The organism is Treponema peruense (assembly GCF_016117655.1).
Classification (GTDB): domain Bacteria; phylum Spirochaetota; class Spirochaetia; order Treponematales; family Treponemataceae; genus Treponema_D; species Treponema_D peruense.
The window spans coordinates 109400-126359 of record NZ_CP064936.1 but is presented as its reverse complement, the minus strand read 5'-3'; the positions used below and the strand labels follow the sequence as shown (position 1 = coordinate 126359).

Below are 16960 nucleotides of genomic sequence, written 5' to 3'. Positions count from 1 at the left end.
ATAAAAAAGATTGTGAAAAATAAATGCAATATACTTTATATTAGTTTAGGATAATTCATCTTTCCATTAAAAATTCTCATTATCCAAACATTATTTTTTTCTTCTGTTTCATCAATTAAATATAGAGCAACATAATTTCTATGAAATATGAATCTATGATATCCTTCTGCTTGCAATCTGGCGTCAAAACTTAACGGATACATATACGGATTATCTGAAATATTTACTTTTTCTTCCAAAAACTCTTCAAGAATTCTACTGGCAGCTTTTGGATTTTTTAATTCTTCTGAAATGTAAGTTACAATATCATCCAAATCTTTTTCCGCTTTACTAGTAATATGAACATTATAAGCCATGTTTTTCCTTGATTCTTGAAACAGCATCTTCTACGGAAGAATATCTTTTATTTTTAATATCGTCTTTTGCTTCTTCTAGTTTTCCGTAAATATTACTTAAATAAAGGGCTTTTTCATATGTTTCCATACTCATTAAAACCATATCACCATAACCGTTTTTTGTAATAAAAATTGGTTCATTTTTTTCATGACAAATTGCTGAAATTTCCGCTGTGTTTTTTAAATCTCTGATAGGCATAATTTGTGGCATAGGCAACCTCCTTGTGGTTCTATTATACCACGAATTAGGGCTTTTTGCAAAGATCATATTTTATTCAATCAACAAGCATTTCTTTTATTACATTTTTTACTTCTGTGATTTCTTTTTGTTTTATTGAACCAAGCTTTTTTACCAATCAGAATTAGTGATTATTTGAGATTTAAAATTATATTTTATTTTGAATTAAAACCTTTTTTATATAATCTGTTGTATTTTTGTTTAATTTTACTTCTTGAGCATAATTTTCAAATTAATTTACTACAGTTGTGATTTCTTGAATTGTTCTTTGTATATTCCGGGTTATCTTCAAGACCATAGTCACCGTTTTTTGAGACATTATCAAATTGCATTAACCAAATCTGTTAAATTCTTTAGATAAATTTAATCTTGACGTCACTCTGACTTTCATTATAAACTTGATTTATGAAAAACCTATTTGGTTACGAAATTATACAAACACTTGGACAGGGCAAAACCGGAACAGCATATCTTGTTGAAAAAAATAATTCGCAGTTTGTCTTAAAAAAAATGAATGAACAAACAGAAGATCCCCAAAAGACACTTGAAATTTTCAACGGCGAAAAATATTGTTACGAGCGTATGTCAAAAATAGGCAAAGGAATTCCAAAACTTTTTGAATTTGATGAAAAAAATCATTACCTTGTAAAAGAATATATTCAGGGAGAAACTGCCGCAACTCTTGCAACTCGCGGTACATTCTGCAAAGACGGACTTACAGAAAATCATTTCAGGCAAATTCTTGATATGAGCGAGCGGTTTAAAAAAGTCGGAATTCACGTTGACTACTTTCCGACAAATTTTATTTACACAAACAGCGGCGAACTTTATTGCATTGACTACGAATGCTACGATTACAACAGCGAATGGGATTTTGAACACTGGGGAATTTATTACTGGCTCAACAAAGACGGAATGCGCGCCCATCTTGAAAAAGGCGGAACGTCAAAACTAAACAAACCCGGAACATTCAAACCGTTTGACGAACCTTTTGAAGAACTTAAAAAGCGCGTAATTGAGTTGGTGTAAAAAATACAATTACTTTAAATTTTCAAATTCCTGCACGGTTATTGCTGTATCAAACCCTCCGATATATTTATCGAGTTTTATTAAAATTTAATTTTTTTGACAAATATTCACTTAAGTGAATATAATATAATTATGTGGAACATCGATTAATATGAAAAATGCAATTCAAATGATGGAATCAAAAATGAGTCCTGAAATGGTAAAAAAAGCTCACAAACAAGCAGAGCAAGAAATTCTTGCAATACGGCTTTCTCAACTCCGCGAGGAACAAAATATTAAACAAACAAATTTAAAGAATTTTTCACAATCCTCAGTTTCTAAAATAGAAAAAAGAAAAGATATGAAGATTTCTACTCTAGTATCATATCTTGATAGCATTTGGAATGGGAGTAGAAATCAAGGCATATGCGAAAGATTCCTCAATGAAAATAAAAGAAAAAATACTAATTAAAGTCTAACAACTTAAACTCCCTGTAACAAATCTGATACCCATTCCTTGACTTTATATACCGTTTAGTATATAGTATACCGCATGGTATATAACGAAACCGACAACAAAGAAAAGATTGCGCGTATTGCAACTGAATTATTTGCTCAACAAGGATACAACGCGGTTTCTGTTCAGGAAGTCTGCGAAAAAGCAAAAGTTACAAAACCAACTTTGTATTATTATTTTACAAACAAGAAAGGTCTCTTGGAATATATTACAGATACTTACGGTAACGAATTGATTTCTTCTATTAAGGAAGCTTTGCTTTACGAACATGATTTTATCAAATCGCTTACAAAAGTTTTAAAAAGCGAAATTCAGTTTGCAAAGCAAAATAAAGATTATTTTTCGCTTCATCTGTCGCTTTTAAACAGTCCTGAAGATTCCGAAGAACGCGAAGTTTATAAAAAAAAGATTTATAAAATCAGAAATATTTATAAGGAATTTTTTATTCTGTCTGCAAATGAATTCGGAAATATGCGTTCAAAAGAAATTCTTTACAGCGAAATGTTTCACAATATTGTAATTTCTACTTCAATGATGATTGCAAAAAGACAGATTCCTGATGATGAAAAAACAATTTATCAGATAATTCACAGTGCAGTTTACGGATTTGCAGATTAACCGGATAGGAGAAACAACATGAATTTATATCAAAAAGAAATTTTTTCTGACAAAATATTTTACCATGTTTATCCGCTTGGATTGGGGAACTGTCCAAAGCAGAATAATTTTACACAATGTGCGGGAAACTTTTTTGAAACTTTTGCCGGTGATTTGGACAGGATAAAAAAACTTGGCTGCAACGCAATTTATCTGGGACCAATTTTTGAATCTACAAAACACGGTTATGACACAATCGATTATTATCACGTTGACAGACGGCTCGGCAACAATGAAAAGTTCAAAGCGTTTGTTGAATGTGCGCATCAAAAAGGATTTTCTATAATTCTTGATGCAGTTTTTAACCACACCGGAAGAGATTTTTTTGCATTCAAAGATTTGCAGAAGAATGGATTCAATTCTGAATTCAAAGACTGGTACTTGAACATAAATTTTTCAAACAAAAGTCCGTACGGCGATAATTTTTCTTATGAAGGCTGGGCAGGCTGTTACGATTTAATAAAACTGAATTTGAAAAACTGTGATGTAAAAAATCATATTTTTGGCGCAGTAAAATTCTGGATTGAAGAATTTAAAATTGACGGTTTGCGTTTTGATGCAGCCGATGTTCTTGATAAAACTTTTATAGAAGAAATTTCACAGTTTACAAGAAATTTAAAAGAAAACTTTTGGCTTATGGGTGAAGTTGTTCATGGAGATTACAACGACTGGGTTTCCTGCAACCGACTTGATTCTGTTACAAACTATCAGCTGTACCGTTCTATTTTTGCAAGCGTTGACCAGAATAATTTTTTTGACATTTCATATAATTTAAAACGCGAGTTTGACAGTTCTTCGGGATGTTACAAGTTTGCGCCTCTTTACAATTTTTTGGACAACCACGACATAGACAGAGTTGCATCCGTTATCAAAAATCCAAAAGACGATTTGTATATGATTTATGCACTTTTATTTACAGTTCCGGGAATTCCTTCAATATATTACGGAAGTGAATTTGCACTTTACGGAAAACGAAATAGTTTTGGAGATGAAGATTTGCGTCCTGCTCTTAAGCCGTTTGCAGAACCAAAAACATATTTGGTTCCTCAATTTGATGCAGGTTTTTTAGCAGATGCAATTTCGCACTTTGCAAAAATCAGAATGAGTTCAAATGCAATTCAAAAAGGAAATTATGTTGAACTGCTTGTTAAAAATGAACAGTTTGTTTTTGAAAGAAATTTTTACAATGACCAGAATAATTTAAAAGAAAAAGTTATCGCAATTTTCAACAATTCCTCAAAAGAAGAAACAGTTTCTATTCTGCCAAAGGATTTTGTACAGAATTACAAAGATTTGCTTTCAGAAAAAATTTATTCTGCACATGATTTACAGAATTTAAAAATGCCGGCAAAAAGCGTTATGATTTTAAGAAACTGTTAAAGCCATTTGTAAATACTTTTACTTTTCCGCAGAAATTGCTGAATTAATTTTTTTTACTGCAGCCAACTGGTTAAAATAAATTCCAATCCAAATAAGTATGTAATTAAAAATAAATACGCCGGCCTGAATAAAAACTGCGCTCAACTTATGCGGAATAAAATAGCAGAACCAGGCAATCACAATATATGCAGAAAAAATAATTGTAAAGTGAACGACTGTTGCTCTTGTGAGGCTCCACGAATCAATCTTAAAGCTCTCATTTGCAGCAGCATATACAAAACCAAATACCGTCAGTAAAACATATTCTATAACTACAGCTTTTACTTCAGAACCATATACGTTTATCATTGCAGGTGCAGTCGGAATAAATTCCTCACTTCCGTTTATTACACAAATTATTAATGCAATTATAGAAGATATAGAAATTAAAATTGCACCCGCCAACATTCCGTGAATAAAAATTCTCTTGAATATCTGTTTCATTTTTTTCTCCTATAAATATTATTTTAAACCAAGCGAAGTGCAGATTTTTTTTACATACCTGCGCGAAACAAAAGTCCGTTCGCCGTTCTTAAAATGAAGACCGATTGTTCCAGTTAAGCTCATATCAAATTTTTCTACAAAATCAAAATTCACTATTTCTGAATTTGAGATGCGTATAAATTTGTCTAAACCCAACTGCGGAATAAGTTCTTCAATTTCGTAAAGTCTTTGCTTAATTTCAAAAATTGCATCTTTTGTCTGGGCATACACTTTTTTATTTACACTGTAGATGCACATTATTTGCGAAGGCAAAAGTTTTACTGCAAAATCTTTGTCATAACCGCAAAGTCGTAACGGAACAAAATCATTTTCAATCAATTCTTTAAGCCGTGAAATTTCGCTTGTTACACTCTGCGCATGAATCTCTGCAAACGGAACCTTTAACGATTCATCCAAAATAATAGAAGTTTTCATATCTAAAAATAGTTTCGGCATCCGAGCACAAGCACTTGAAATCCCTGACCGGAAAATTTATTTTTTGTTGAAGGAATATATCCACCGCCACCATATTCAACTAAAAATGAAAAATTATTTTTGATTAGAAATTCAAAGCCACCACCTAAAGAAAATTCAATAAAAACAGGATTTTCAAATATTCCATTTTGGCTTGTAGAAAAAAGCATTCCTCCAACCTGAGCAAAACCATACGAAATAGCAGAAGTATTTCCCAAATCGATTTTTGCTCCCAATTGAATTTTGTCAGCAACCGAAAATCCTCCGCCATACAATTCAGTTTTATGAAGCCCCAGACCCTCTACCAAAATATAATTTCTTACAACAAAATTTCCCGGCGAAATCGTAACTCCAAATTCTGTACCACCGGACGAGCGCAGACTGTCTGCCCTCCAAATTCCACCAAATGAAAAACGTTTTAAATCATTTTCCTGAGCAAATAAAATCTGAGCCGAAAAAATAAACACCGCCGTAAATAAAATAAAAAATTTCTTTTTCATACTTCCCCCTGAAATACATAAAATAAATTATGCATTCAGTATACAGGGAATTTTAAAGGTCGCAATATTTTTTGAGATAACTGGTTGTATTTTGTGACAAGTGGTTAACAGATTCCGCATTTACTCCAGGATTGTTATTTCTACACGGCGGTTCAGGGCTTTTCCTTCGGGAGTTGAATTGTCGGCGATCGGTTTTGTTCCTCCGCTACCTTTGCAGATAAACTTCTGCGCAGGAATTCCTCTTTGGACAAGTGCCTCGGCTATTGCATGTGCACGCTCTTTTGAAAGTTTCATTTCACCGCTTGCAAAACCTACACTTGCCGTATGTCCTTCTACCAAAAACATTTGTTCACGCGCCTGTTTCAAAACCTGCGCAATCTGGTCAAGCCGCTCTTCTTCTCCGGGTAAAAGCTGCGCGCTGTCGGGTTTGAACTGCAAATTCTGTATCGTAAGACGCAGCCCGGCCGGCGTTTCGTCTACAGTCATACTCTTTGACACAGAAGATTCAATTTTGGGTTTTGTGCGGCCGGGTTGTTTTGTACCTGAAGTTCCTGCAGAAGACGAGCCGGCGACAGCGCTGTCTGTACTATCGGATGCGCCTTTAGATTTACCGCCGAAACTTTTTTTACCACCGCCGTTGCTTTCAGACCCCTTATTCGCTGCCGCATCTTTCACATCTGCAATGCGTGCAAGAGAGCGAATAAGACCGTCCCTGTCTACCGCCGGCGGATAATGTGTAAACAATGAAATTGTTCCTTTAAAAGAAATTTTGTTCCCGTCTGCATATTCAAAAGTTTCGTCAACCGCATCTCTCACAACAAGCGCATTTCCTGTAGCCGCACTTACAAACATTGTGGCACTGTGACTTCCGAACGCGCCCTTAAGCTGTGCATCGCCTGCAAAATCAATATAAGAAATTCCGTAACGCGTTGCCCACTTTGCAGAAAGAACAAAAACTTTTTCTCCGTTAAACACATCGTCGCGCAGATACTGGTACTCTACATAAATGGGCATTTTTGTAACGGTGCCTTTGTTGAGAGGATCAACTGCGCGTTCAGCTTTTGCCTGCCATTTGTCGCCGGGACGAATTTTTTGTTTTGTAAAGGCAGGAAAACTTCTGAAGCTTGGGTAACCGTTGTCTTCTATCATTACAAGTTCACCGTCAGAAGTAATTCTGAATGAAGACGGAATTGACTCGTTGATTCCCATTTTTACATCGTGGGAATTTCTTTTTGTCGCTTCGATAATATAAAAACTTCCGTCGTAGTAAGTGTCGCCGGGAGCAGCATATTCAGGAGAAGATGACTGTGCAATAAACGAACGCACTTCGCGGCTTACAAGACCAGTGTACCGCCCGTTATCGTAACGACGCAAATCTGTTCGTTCAACCAGCATGTAACTTCCGTTACCATGATAACGCAATTCGGTACTTTGCGTCTGCGGCTGGCTCTGTGAAAAACAAAATAATTCTGTTGCAAAAAATGCGGTTAATAAAACAAATCTTCTTAAATATACTCTCATACTATTTTATCGGTCGGGGGCGCTGTTCAATTTACAAAAACATCAGACAGAATGCCTGTCAGTTTTGCAATTGCTATTCCGTAATTTGTCATTGGGATTTTGGCTTTTTTTGCGGCGGCCTGTCTTTGCAGAACATATTCGCGGTTAAACATGCATGCACCACAGTGGATTATCAAACTGTAGCGTGCACTTCCGTCGCTGTTCACAAGTGATGAAGGAAAATCTGTTCCGCGTACAAAATCTATTTTTACACTGGGACATTTTTTTCTGAGCAGGGCCGGAATTTTTTCACGCCCGATATCTTCTTTCTGCGGAACATGCGTACACGCTTCTGCAATAAGTATGCGGCTTTCGGAACACAAATTGTCAAGAGCAGCAGCGCCTTTTATAAAATCATCTATGTTTCCTTTTTCGGCCGCCATTAAAATTGAAAAAGATGTAAGCTTACTTTCCTTTGGACACAACTCATGCACTTTTGAAAAAAGCTGTGAGTCGGTTATAATCAGTTGTGGTGCTTTACACAAAGAAGAAAGCGTCTGTTCCAAAGTGTCACCGGTACACGAAACTACAATGCATTTTTTGTCGAGCAGTTCGCGCATTACACGTACCTGCGGAAGAATAAGCCGTCCCTTCGGAGCCTGAATATCCTGCGGCATTACAAGAAGAACAGTATCATTTTTTTTGCACAAACCGTGCGTTAACGCAAACTCTTCTTCATGACCGTGATGCGCGGCTTCACCGATTTTTTTTACAAGTTCGGAAAGGCCTTTTTTTGTTACCGCGCTGAACAGAACAGGTTCAGTTTGTGTAACCGAAAAGATTCTTTTCTTCGCGTCTTCAATTTCTTTGCTGTCTGCGCAATCTGTTTTGGTAAGAACACAAATCAGCTTTTTTCCTTTGCCGGATATTTTTTTTACCCAGTCAAAATTTGTTTCTTCGCAGGAAAATACCGCAAGCACAACATCGCTTTTGTCCAGAACCTGCAGTGTCTTTTCTTCGCGCAGTACGCCAAGTTCACCGTCATCGCAAAAACCGGCTGTATCTGTAAATAAGACCGCGCCGGTTCCGGGAAGTTCCATGGCTTTTCTTACGGGATCGGTCGTTGTTCCCTTTTTGTCAGAAACAATCGAAAAGTTCTGGTCCGCAATTGCATTCAGCAAAGAAGATTTGCCGCTGTTTGTGCGCCCGAAAATTCCTATAGCAATTCTCATCGAATCCGGTGTCTGCATTTTTTCGTCCTCCTTCGCTCATTTTAACTTCATTAACAAATAAATCTCTATATGTATTGTTCCTTAAAATCTGAAGTCGCGCTTACCGAAGGCCTCTTCACGAATGTAAGTTTTTGCGCGCTCACGAATTTTTTCGTCAGGAATTTTATTCAGTTCGCATTCAATCAATTTTTCACCAAGCACTTTTGTTTTGTCACAGGCATAATCTTCAAGATATTCCTTTAGTGTCATAAGCGCATTCGGGTGACAGCAGTTTGCAATCTGACATGATTTTACCAACTGCATAAAACGGTCACCGGTTCGCCCTGCCCTGTAACAGGCTGTACAAAAACTCGGAACATACCCCAGTTCCATAAGCCATGCAACAACTTCATCAAGGGAACGCGTGTCGCTTACGTCAAACTGTGTTGTGTCACCGGGTCGTTCACTTTCGCAGTAACCGCCAACACTTGTTCTTGAACCGCCCGAAATTTGGGAAACTCCGAGTTCAAGAATTTTTTCCCTTGTATTCTGTGACTCGCGCGTAGAAACAATCATTCCCGTATACGGAACAGCAATTCTTATTACCGCAACAATTTTTGCAAACGTTTCATCATCAATTGCATCGGGAAAAGACGCAGGATCAATTCCGTCTGCTGCGCGTATTCTTGGAACACTTATCGTATGCGGACCAACACCCTTTGCGGCTTCGAGATGTTCGGCATGCATTAAAAGGCCTGTAAAATCATAGCGGTAAAGATTCAGTCCAAAAAGTACTCCTATTCCGACATCATCTATTCCGGCTTCCATTGCACGGTCCATTGCCTGTGTGTGCCAGTCGTAGTCACTTTTTGGTCCGGCCGGATGCAGCGTTTTGTAGGCAGCACGGTTGTATGTTTCCTGAAAAAGAATGTATGTTCCGATTCCCGCATCCTTAAGCATTTTGTATTCTTCGTGTGTAGTTGCCGCTATGTTTACATTCACGCGTCTTATCGCACCATTTTTGTGCTTTACGGAATAAATTGTATTTATGCTTTCAAGAATATATTCAATCGGATTGTTTACAGGATCTTCACCTGCTTCGAGTGCAAGCCGCTTGTGTCCCAAATCCTGCAGTGCAATTGTCTCACGGTATATTTCTTCCTGTGTCAATTTCTTGCGGCCTATGTGTTTGTTGTGAACATGATAAGGGCAGTAAGTGCACGAGTTAATGCAATAATTAGAAAGATAAAGCGGCGCAAAAAGAACAATTCTGTTTCCGTAAAAACGCAGCTTGATTTTTTTTGCCAGTGCCTTTATTTCGTCATTCAGCTGGGGAATATCGCAGTCCAAAAGAACAGCAGCCTCGCGGTGACTTATTCCCTTACAGAGCGCGGCTTTTTCAAGAATAGATTTTATCAAAGGCGCGTCACTTTTGTGTTTTGCAGAATAATTCAGCGTATCAAGAATTTCTTCATCATTTATAAAATCTTCTGCACGTGCAGACTTAACATCATACATTTTTATCTAACGCTCCTGTATTTATCAGGCGGAATATAATTTCCCGCTTCACTGACAATCTCGTATCCAATCCCCGAAATTTTATTTTTTAACAATGCAAGATTTTCCGCAGCTTCGTCACCGTCATATTTTTTATTATTATACAGTTCATATTTTTGTCGCGCATAAAGAGGAGAAACATTCGGCATAATTACATTTGCACCCGAAAGAATTCCGTCTTCATGACCTGTGCTGCTTAAAGTTGCAAGAGCAGTTGTTGCCGGAATAAGCGCATTGGGAAAAATAGTGCGCAACAGTGAAATCAAAAAAAGTGTAAGTTCTGTACTTCCGGCTGCAAAATGCGCAAACGGTGTGTCCCTGTGCGGAATAAAAGGACCTATGCCAATCATCTGCGGATTCAGATCCTGAAGAAACATAATGTCATCGGCCAGATTCTGCACTGTCTGAAAAGGGGAGCCGACCATAAAACCCGAGCCTGTCTGAAACCCAAGCGACTTTAAATTAAAAAGACATTCTTTTCTTGCAGAGAGTTTCTGTTCCTTCGGGTGAAGACACTCATAATGTTTTGGACTGGCAGTTTCATGCCGTAAAAGATAGCGGTCGGCTCCGGCTTCTTTCCACGCACGGAATGTTTTGTAAGGCCGCTCGCCCAAAGAAAGTGTCACTGCACAGTCAGGATGTGCAATCTTTATTTTTTCAATTAATTCGCAGACGCGTTCTTCGCTAAAGGCAGCATCTTCACCGCCCTGAAGAACAAATGTTTTAAAACCAAGCGCGTTGCTTTTGTTACAGCATTCCAGAATCTCTTCGTCTGTCAGCCTATATCTTTGTGCAAAAGAATTCTGCGCGCGTATTCCGCAGTAGTAACAGTTTCTGACGCAACAGTTTGTAACTTCAATAAGAGCGCGCAAAAAAATTTTCTTTCCGTAACAGTCATCGCAGAGCGCGCGGGCTTTTTTTTGCAAATCCACACGGTATTCACTGCGATGTTCAATAAGTTCAATTATACTATTTTTGTCCAGCAATTTTTTGCGCGCCAAACAAGTTTATTTTGCAGCCGATGTATCTTTGTATGCAAATTCAGAAATTGACTGAAGTTCATTTACAGTCGCACCGAATTTTTCTGCAACAGCGTATACACTTATTCTTACAGGATTTCCCAAAGAATCATTTTTGTAAATTTCGCGTGTGCAGAGAACATTTGAAGCATTGTAAGTCTGAACTTCGCTCAAAGCCCCGGACTCGTCGTAACGGTAAACGTGCTTTTTTACAAAACTATCTGTCTCGTCAAATTCTTCGATTGAAGAAACAGTTACTGCATCAAGCCATGTATACACTTTTTTAAGAGAAAGGCTTCCGTCTGCAAAATACTGTTTTTCTTCTGCAGGTTTGCCGTTTTCGCCAAGAATTGTGATTATGCGTGAAAGAAGTTTTCCTTCACCGTCATAAAAACTTTCAGTAACTTTTGCGTCTTCGTATTTGTAAATTGTTTTTGAAGCAAGAGTTCCGTCTTCCTTGTATTCTGACTCGCTCTTTATTTTACCGTCGCTCTGGTATTCAATCTGGGTTTTGTAGATAACAACACCGTCGGCACCTGAATAAACTGATTCCACCAGATTGCGGCTTACGTCATACTTATATGTAATTTTGTCTACAAGTTCATCGCGTGCAGTGTAAGTTGCACTTTCAGAAACAAGACCGTCGGCACTGTAAACATGAACATGCTTTTCGTTTACAGAGCGAAAGTAGTCACCGAATTTTGACGTTACATTGTAGTCCGTTTTTGTATAGGAAGAAATGCTTCCTTTAGGCGTAAACGAACCTGAATCCAAAGCAAATGCGGCCGTTACAGCCGTAAAAAGCGCGAATGCAAGAATACTCTTTTTCATATTTCCTCCAAAAAAGCTGCAAAATCAATTCAACTTAAATTATAGCGTAATTTTTACAAATTAACCACTTATATTTTCGGAAGTACGCTGGTTTATGTTGACCAATATCTTCAATACTTTTAAAATCAGTGAATGGATTTTTTTGAACTGAATGCATTTCTGGCCCTTAAAGAAACACTTCATTTTGCAAAAGCCGCGCAAATTGTTAACTTAAGCCCTTCTGCCCTGAGCCGCCTTGTTGGAAGACTTGAAGAAGAAACAGGAGCCGTACTTTTTGACCGCAACAACCGTGAAGTAATTCTTACCCCGGCCGGAATGAAATTTGCTGAATTTGCAGAATCGTGCGTTAACGGGCAGCGTGAGTTAATGGAAGATTTTTCAAAAAAAACCGATGAACCCGGCGGAACTCTGCACGTTTTTGCAAGCGTTACGGCCTGTTACTCAATAATGCCGCCATTTATAAGACATTTGTCCGAAAAATATCCCGCAATCCACCTTTCTGTAGAAACAGGAGACCCGGCTCTTGCAATGAATACGGTAAGGGAAGGACGTGCCGAACTCGCGGTTGCCGCCATTCCGTCTGCCGCATGTGCCGAATTTGACTGCATTTCTGTTCTGACAAGCCCGCTCGTGTTTGCCGCAAGTGCAACAGGTCCCTACACCACCGTAAGCGGAAGCCCGCAGGATATTGTTTCATCAGTGCCGCTTATTTTACCAAAGGCCGGCCTGGCCCGGCAGCGGTTTGACTCCTGGACAAAAAGCCGCAACGTTAAGCCGGTAATCGCCGCAGAAACAGAAGGAAACGAAGCCGTTATGGCACTTGCCGCGCTTGGTTTGGGCATAGGACTTGTTCCGCGCATAGTTTTGGAAAACGGCCCTTACCGCGAAGGATTTATTTCGCACAGTGCAGGAAACGCGCTGGGTTACTACGACATAGGTTTTATTCAAAAGACACAGATAAGCGGCTCAGAAAAACTCAAAAGAATGCGCCTCGCCGTAACAGACATTCTTCACAACACACCGTGGACTCAGGAATTTGCGCGTTAAGAATCTAAACCGTTCCAGCGACAGTACGGCCGCCCCACTCATGTGAATTGCGCCGCTCACGCTCCATAACAGCATCAAAATCTGCCTGCGGGCTGCAGTTTTCTTCTATTTGAAGTGCAGTTTTATGCAGACGATTTATACATTCAGACTTGTCCTTGTAGCCAAGCTTTGACTTTTCTATTGCGTCACCAAGAATACGTATACTTTCGTCATAAATACGCAGCGGGACAGGGAAAGGATGGCCGTCTTTTCCGCCATGTGCAAAACTGAATCTGGCCGGGTCCGTAAAGCGCGACGGCGTTCCGTTTATGACTTCGCTTACAAGTGTAAGAGACTGAAGCGTGCGCGGTCCAAGCCCCGGAGTAAGAAGCAGGCTTTCAAAATCAGAAGGCTCGCTTTCATAAGCCGCCGCAAGAACACCTCCAAGCCTTTTTAAGTCAACATCCTGTGCTTTTACATCGTGGTGCGAAGGCATTATACAGTTGCGTGAACCGTCTTCTTCGCTAAAGGCAAGTTCCCCTGCAAAAGCATCTGTTTTTTTAATAAGTTTTACTTCCCGTAAAATTCTGTCGGGATTTTCTTTGGAAAGATTCAGAATTGAATTTCTTGTAGAGCCTGCATTTGTGTCGGTAAGATTCAGAATAAGACCGCGATTTTCCCCGGTAACACCCGTGTGCGGTTCTTCTACAAAAGACTTGAGGTTCTGCGAACACCAGTGGTAGCGCCGCGCAGTTTTCTGTTCAGTATTCATTCCCTGCTGAACAACGGCCCAGTCTCCTTCATCAGAAAGAATAAAATTGTGCTGGTAAAGCTGGAATCCATCCTGAACGGCGGTACTGTCTATTTTTGCACAGAGTCTGCTTGCTTTGACAAGTGCATCGCCGTCCATTCCGGTTGCGTCACTCAGATACAAAAGTTCTTCGGGTGTACGCCTGGAATATTTACCGCGGCCACCGCAGATGCAAAGACCAAATTCCCTGGCACGTGCATTTATTCCGCGCTTTAAGGCATACATTACGCTGGTCGTTATTCCCGAAGAATGCCAGTCCATTCCAAGTACGGCCCCAAGTGACTGAAACCACAGCGGATCACTCAGCCTGCGCAATACTTCTTTTTTTCCATATTGAATAAGAAGAGCTTCAACTATTTGTGTTCCAAGATCGCGCATTCTGTCGGCAAGCCACTTTGGAACAGTACCGGTATGAAGCGGAAGATCTGCATGTCCTGTACGGCGGATCATTTTGTGTCTTCGTGTCTGCTTTCTATTTTGTTGACTGCACCGCTTTCGACGTATTTTTCAAGCTGAATTTCTGCGGTTTTTACATTGGTAATTACTGAAGGACCGGCAATACAGCCTCCCTCGCAGGCCATTACTTCGATAAGGTTCGGGCAGTCCTTTGGGGGTTTGAGCTTACCGCTGTTGATCATTCCGTACATGTTGAGAGTTTTCATTCCGGCTTTGTTAAGACCGTTTATTTTTGCAGGCTTCAAAATTGAATCGTCACTGAGCCTTAGTTTTACCGCTTCAAGAACACCACCGCTTTTTGCAAAATTGCGTCCGCTTGCTGTTGGAATTATGCTTTCTTCTGCAACATCCATTTTTGGAACTTCAATTTCCTTTGCTATAAAAAGCGCTTCAATTTCTTCTATAGAAACAACGTAATCCACAAGCTCATCGTCAAAACCTTCGCGTCTTTTTGCCAGACACGGGCCTACAAATACCGTTATGCAGTCGGGGTCGGCTTTCTTGGCAATTTCTGCAGTGTAGTGCATGGGACTTCTTGTTGCCGAAACGCATTCCTTAAGTGCCGGTACATGTATATTGACGGCCCTTACATATGCCGAACAGCATGAAGTCGTCATCATTTTGTCACCGCGCGCCATTCTTTCTTCAAATTCATGTGCTTCGTTTGTTGCACAGATGTCTGCACCGATTGCAACTTCCCAAACTTTGTCAAATCCTGCCTTAAGAAGAGCTGCTTCGAGCTGCCCCGGAACTGCGCGGAACTGCGCTGCTATTGAAGGAGCATACATTGCAACAATTTTTTTGCTGCCGTCCATTATGTGCTTTATTACGTCTACCAGCTGGCTTTTGTCCATCATGGCGCCAAAAGGACACTCGCGCATACAGTTTCCGCAGAAAATGCATTTGTCGTAGTCAATGCTTTCGTGGCCTGACGCGTCTTTTGTAATTGCACCTACAGGACACGCTTCTTCGCACGGAACAGGAATTTTTATTATTGCGTGGTACGGGCAGTTCTGCATACAGATTCCGCAGTTAATGCAGATGTCTTCGTTGATGTGTGCACGGCGGTCTATGCTTATTGCTTTTTTGGGGCAGTTTACCATACACGGGCGTGCATAACAGGCCTGGCAGGCGTTTGTTACCATATAATGCGAGCGTACACAGGCATTGCAGGCATCGTGCAGAACAGTAAGCATTGGCCACGTGGGCTTTTCGCGTTCAAGTGCTTCCTTTGCAAAAGAAGCAAGCGTTCTTTCTTCGTCGATGTTTTCTACAGACCATCCCATACGGGCAATAGTGCGCATTCTTAAGATTTCGCGGTCGTGGTAAATGCAGCATCTCATGGGCGGCTTGTTGCGGGGTGCCATTTCGCGCGGAATAAAGTGAACGCCCTCTTCGAGTTTTCCTTCCAGCTGAAGCCGTGCTATTCTTACAAGAATTTCCCGTTTAATGTTTGCAGTATTGTTGTTTATGTTAAGCAATTTGCCACTCCGTTAAAACAGTCGGTTTGTATTCAGTCCAAGTCAGCCCCATTTTTTTGAAGCTGTCTTTCCCTATTACACTATTTTAACAGAAAACGGCTTTGCTTGCTAGTTGAGACAGGCCTCGTAAATCTTTTCTATGTCGGCCGCATACAGTTTCTGCCAGCCGTTAACACAGTCACCGCCGCCGCATTCAGCCGCTTTTTTTGCCATGTCAGAAAAATGTTCACGCCCAATACCAATTTCAGAAAGGCTTTTCTTTAACCCAAGTTTTGAATAGAAAAATTCTTCTACTTTTTCTACAGCCATTTCTGCGGCCTGATTTTTTCCTGTAGAAGGATCAATTCCGAATACATTTACACCAAACTCGTAGAATTTCTGTGCACGGCTTCCCTGTTCATCGTCATTGGCAAGAACATAACGCATCCAGCGCGGTGTAACGATGGCAAGTCCCAGTCCGTGTGTAATGTCGTAATATGCCGAAAGCTGATGTTCAACAGGATGGCAGCTCCACGGTGCCTTATTGCAGCCCGAAGTAAAACCGTTTATTGCCCACGAAGACGTCCACATAAGGTTGGCGCGGGCTTCGTAATTGTCAGGTTCATGCATGGCAAGAGGTGCATATTTTATAACAGTTTTCATCATTCCTTCCATGCATCTGTCCAGCATAAAAAGATTCTGGTTGCGGTTAAAATAAACTTCCATAAGGTGGCTTAAAATATCGGCGGAACCGCAGGCGGTCTGGTTTGCTCCTACAGAATAGGTAAATGTCGGGTCGCAGAATGATGCCTTTGGAAAAAACAGCGGCGAACTCATGGGCGACTTTTCGTTGGTCTGCATATTGCTCAAAACTGCAGTCGGATCCATTTCTGAACCTGTAGCAGAAATTGTAAGAACAGTTACAATAGGAAGAGCTTTTGTTACGGGAATCTTTTTGCTAACAATAGTCCATATATCTTCATCAGAGCAGGCACCGGCCGCAATAAATTTGGAAGCATCCATTGCAGAACCGCCGCCGGCCGCAAGACAGACATCTATTTTGTTTTTCTTGCAAATCTCAATTCCGCGCCTTACAGATTCTACCTTGGGATTGGGCTCTATTCCCGAAAGTTCATATAGTTCAAGACCGGCGCCTTTTATCTGTGCAACAATCTTGTCATAAACCCCTGTCTTTTTTATTGAACCACCGCCGTAAACCAAAAGAACGCGGCTTCCGTAAACAGAAAGTTGTGCACCAAGATTTTCTATCTGGCCTTCACCAAAAAAAACTTTTGTAGGAATATCGTAAACAAATGACACTTTGCTGCCTCCAATTTGAATGTACAAATTATTCTGAAAGTATACACAAAACAGGCATCTTCTTCTTGTACAAAACGG

Annotated in this window: 18 protein-coding genes; 5 read left to right on the top strand and 13 right to left on the bottom strand. The window is 40.0% G+C overall.

Annotated elements, in window-relative coordinates; translation table 11 throughout:
- Nucleotides 1-35: 35 nt before the first annotated feature.
- On the bottom strand, nt 36-356 hold the full coding sequence (locus tag IWA51_RS00575; RefSeq protein ID WP_198442751.1) for a type II toxin-antitoxin system RelE/ParE family toxin: 321 nt from the start codon (nt 354-356) through the stop codon (nt 36-38).
- Nucleotides 346-606 carry a type II toxin-antitoxin system Phd/YefM family antitoxin gene (locus IWA51_RS00570; RefSeq protein ID WP_198442750.1) on the bottom strand — a complete coding sequence of 87 codons (261 nt, stop codon included), beginning with the start codon at nt 604-606 and terminating at the stop codon, nt 346-348. Before IWA51_RS00570 ends, IWA51_RS00575 begins: the two co-directional genes overlap by 11 nt.
- A 432-nt stretch (nt 607-1038) precedes the next feature.
- Between IWA51_RS00570 and IWA51_RS00565 the strand changes: the two genes are divergently transcribed.
- The 4 genes from IWA51_RS00565 (at nt 1039) to IWA51_RS00550 (ending at nt 4195) form a co-directional block, all read left to right on the top strand.
- Complete coding sequence (locus IWA51_RS00565; protein WP_198442749.1) at nt 1039-1662, top strand: protein kinase domain-containing protein; 624 nt, start codon at nt 1039-1041, stop codon at nt 1660-1662.
- A 151-nt stretch (nt 1663-1813) separates the two neighbouring features.
- On the top strand, nt 1814-2113 hold the full coding sequence (locus IWA51_RS00560) for an XRE family transcriptional regulator (protein WP_230402672.1): 300 nt from the start codon (nt 1814-1816) through the stop codon (nt 2111-2113).
- A gap of 81 nt (nt 2114-2194) precedes the next feature.
- The gene (locus IWA51_RS00555) at nt 2195-2776 is read left to right on the top strand and encodes a TetR/AcrR family transcriptional regulator (protein ID WP_198442748.1); all 582 of its coding nucleotides are present in this window, start codon (nt 2195-2197) and stop codon (nt 2774-2776) included.
- 18 nt (nt 2777-2794) lie between these two features.
- Nucleotides 2795-4195: an alpha-amylase family glycosyl hydrolase gene (locus IWA51_RS00550; protein ID WP_198442747.1), complete on the top strand. Its 1401-nt coding sequence runs from the start codon at nt 2795-2797 to the stop codon at nt 4193-4195.
- Between the two features lie 18 nt (nt 4196-4213).
- On the opposite strand, the gene IWA51_RS00545 is transcribed toward IWA51_RS00550, so the two are convergent.
- The 8 genes from IWA51_RS00545 to IWA51_RS00510 all read right to left on the bottom strand — a co-directional run bounded on the left by IWA51_RS00545 (nt 4214) and on the right by IWA51_RS00510 (nt 11809).
- A complete protein-coding gene (locus IWA51_RS00545) occupies nt 4214-4678 on the bottom strand; it encodes a DUF3021 domain-containing protein (RefSeq protein WP_198442746.1) in 465 nt (154 codons plus the stop codon).
- 18 nt (nt 4679-4696) lie between these two features.
- Nucleotides 4697-5152, bottom strand: coding sequence for a LytTR family DNA-binding domain-containing protein (locus IWA51_RS00540; protein WP_198442745.1), 456 nt, complete (start codon nt 5150-5152; stop codon nt 4697-4699).
- A 2-nt stretch (nt 5153-5154) separates the two neighbouring features.
- Entirely contained in the window at nt 5155-5691 is a 537-nt protein-coding gene (locus tag IWA51_RS00535) for a hypothetical protein (RefSeq protein ID WP_198442744.1), read from the bottom strand.
- 120 nt (nt 5692-5811) lie between these two features.
- The gene (locus IWA51_RS00530; RefSeq protein WP_198442743.1) at nt 5812-7086 is read right to left on the bottom strand and encodes an OmpA family protein; all 1275 of its coding nucleotides are present in this window, start codon (nt 7084-7086) and stop codon (nt 5812-5814) included.
- Nucleotides 7087-7238: 152 nt separating this feature from the next.
- The gene (hydF, locus tag IWA51_RS00525; RefSeq protein WP_198442742.1) at nt 7239-8441 is read right to left on the bottom strand and encodes a [FeFe] hydrogenase H-cluster maturation GTPase HydF; all 1203 of its coding nucleotides are present in this window, start codon (nt 8439-8441) and stop codon (nt 7239-7241) included.
- A gap of 63 nt (nt 8442-8504) precedes the next feature.
- On the bottom strand, nt 8505-9920 hold the full coding sequence (gene hydG / locus IWA51_RS00520; protein ID WP_198442741.1) for a [FeFe] hydrogenase H-cluster radical SAM maturase HydG: 1416 nt from the start codon (nt 9918-9920) through the stop codon (nt 8505-8507).
- A gap of 2 nt (nt 9921-9922) precedes the next feature.
- Complete coding sequence (gene hydE, locus IWA51_RS00515) at nt 9923-10960, bottom strand: [FeFe] hydrogenase H-cluster radical SAM maturase HydE (protein WP_198442740.1); 1038 nt, start codon at nt 10958-10960, stop codon at nt 9923-9925.
- 6 nt (nt 10961-10966) lie between these two features.
- Nucleotides 10967-11809, bottom strand: coding sequence for a hypothetical protein (locus tag IWA51_RS00510; protein ID WP_198442739.1), 843 nt, complete (start codon nt 11807-11809; stop codon nt 10967-10969).
- A 132-nt stretch (nt 11810-11941) separates the two neighbouring features.
- On the opposite strand from IWA51_RS00510, the gene IWA51_RS00505 reads away from it, so the two are divergent.
- The gene (locus tag IWA51_RS00505) at nt 11942-12856 is read left to right on the top strand and encodes a LysR substrate-binding domain-containing protein (RefSeq protein ID WP_198442738.1); all 915 of its coding nucleotides are present in this window, start codon (nt 11942-11944) and stop codon (nt 12854-12856) included.
- Nucleotides 12857-12860: 4 nt separating this feature from the next.
- On the opposite strand, the gene IWA51_RS00500 is transcribed toward IWA51_RS00505, so the two are convergent.
- The 3 genes from IWA51_RS00500 to IWA51_RS00490 all read right to left on the bottom strand — a co-directional run bounded on the left by IWA51_RS00500 (nt 12861) and on the right by IWA51_RS00490 (nt 16882).
- A complete protein-coding gene (locus tag IWA51_RS00500; RefSeq protein WP_198442737.1) occupies nt 12861-14096 on the bottom strand; it encodes a DUF763 domain-containing protein in 1236 nt (411 codons plus the stop codon).
- Nucleotides 14093-15583, bottom strand: a complete 1491-nt coding sequence (locus tag IWA51_RS00495; protein WP_198442736.1) for a monomeric [FeFe] hydrogenase — start codon at nt 15581-15583, stop codon at nt 14093-14095. Before IWA51_RS00495 ends, IWA51_RS00500 begins: the two co-directional genes overlap by 4 nt.
- 108 nt (nt 15584-15691) lie before the next feature.
- Nucleotides 15692-16882, bottom strand: coding sequence for an iron-containing alcohol dehydrogenase (locus tag IWA51_RS00490; protein ID WP_198442735.1), 1191 nt, complete (start codon nt 16880-16882; stop codon nt 15692-15694).
- Nucleotides 16883-16960: the final 78 nt, after the last annotated feature.

Coding starts and splice junctions, on each gene's coding strand:
- IWA51_RS00550 (WP_198442747.1), top strand. CDS start 2,795: ATGAATTTATATCAAAAAGAAATTTTTTCTGACAAAATATTTTACCAT.
- IWA51_RS00505 (WP_198442738.1), top strand. CDS start 11,942: ATGGATTTTTTTGAACTGAATGCATTTCTGGCCCTTAAAGAAACACTT.
- IWA51_RS00540 (WP_198442745.1), bottom strand. CDS start 5,152: ATGAAAACTTCTATTATTTTGGATGAATCGTTAAAGGTTCCGTTTGCA.
- IWA51_RS00560 (WP_230402672.1), top strand. CDS start 1,814: ATGAAAAATGCAATTCAAATGATGGAATCAAAAATGAGTCCTGAAATG.
- IWA51_RS00535 (WP_198442744.1), bottom strand. CDS start 5,691: ATGAAAAAGAAATTTTTTATTTTATTTACGGCGGTGTTTATTTTTTCG.
- IWA51_RS00530 (WP_198442743.1), bottom strand. CDS start 7,086: ATGCTGGTTGAACGAACAGATTTGCGTCGTTACGATAACGGGCGGTAC.
- IWA51_RS00575 (WP_198442751.1), bottom strand. CDS start 356: ATGGCTTATAATGTTCATATTACTAGTAAAGCGGAAAAAGATTTGGAT.
- hydF (WP_198442742.1), bottom strand. CDS start 8,441: ATGCAGACACCGGATTCGATGAGAATTGCTATAGGAATTTTCGGGCGC.
- hydG (WP_198442741.1), bottom strand. CDS start 9,920: ATGTATGATGTTAAGTCTGCACGTGCAGAAGATTTTATAAATGATGAA.
- IWA51_RS00510 (WP_198442739.1), bottom strand. CDS start 11,809: ATGAAAAAGAGTATTCTTGCATTCGCGCTTTTTACGGCTGTAACGGCC.
- IWA51_RS00570 (WP_198442750.1), bottom strand. CDS start 606: ATGCCACAAATTATGCCTATCAGAGATTTAAAAAACACAGCGGAAATT.
- IWA51_RS00565 (WP_198442749.1), top strand. CDS start 1,039: ATGAAAAACCTATTTGGTTACGAAATTATACAAACACTTGGACAGGGC.
- IWA51_RS00500 (WP_198442737.1), bottom strand. CDS start 14,096: ATGATCCGCCGTACAGGACATGCAGATCTTCCGCTTCATACCGGTACT.
- IWA51_RS00555 (WP_198442748.1), top strand. CDS start 2,195: ATGGTATATAACGAAACCGACAACAAAGAAAAGATTGCGCGTATTGCA.
- IWA51_RS00545 (WP_198442746.1), bottom strand. CDS start 4,678: ATGAAACAGATATTCAAGAGAATTTTTATTCACGGAATGTTGGCGGGT.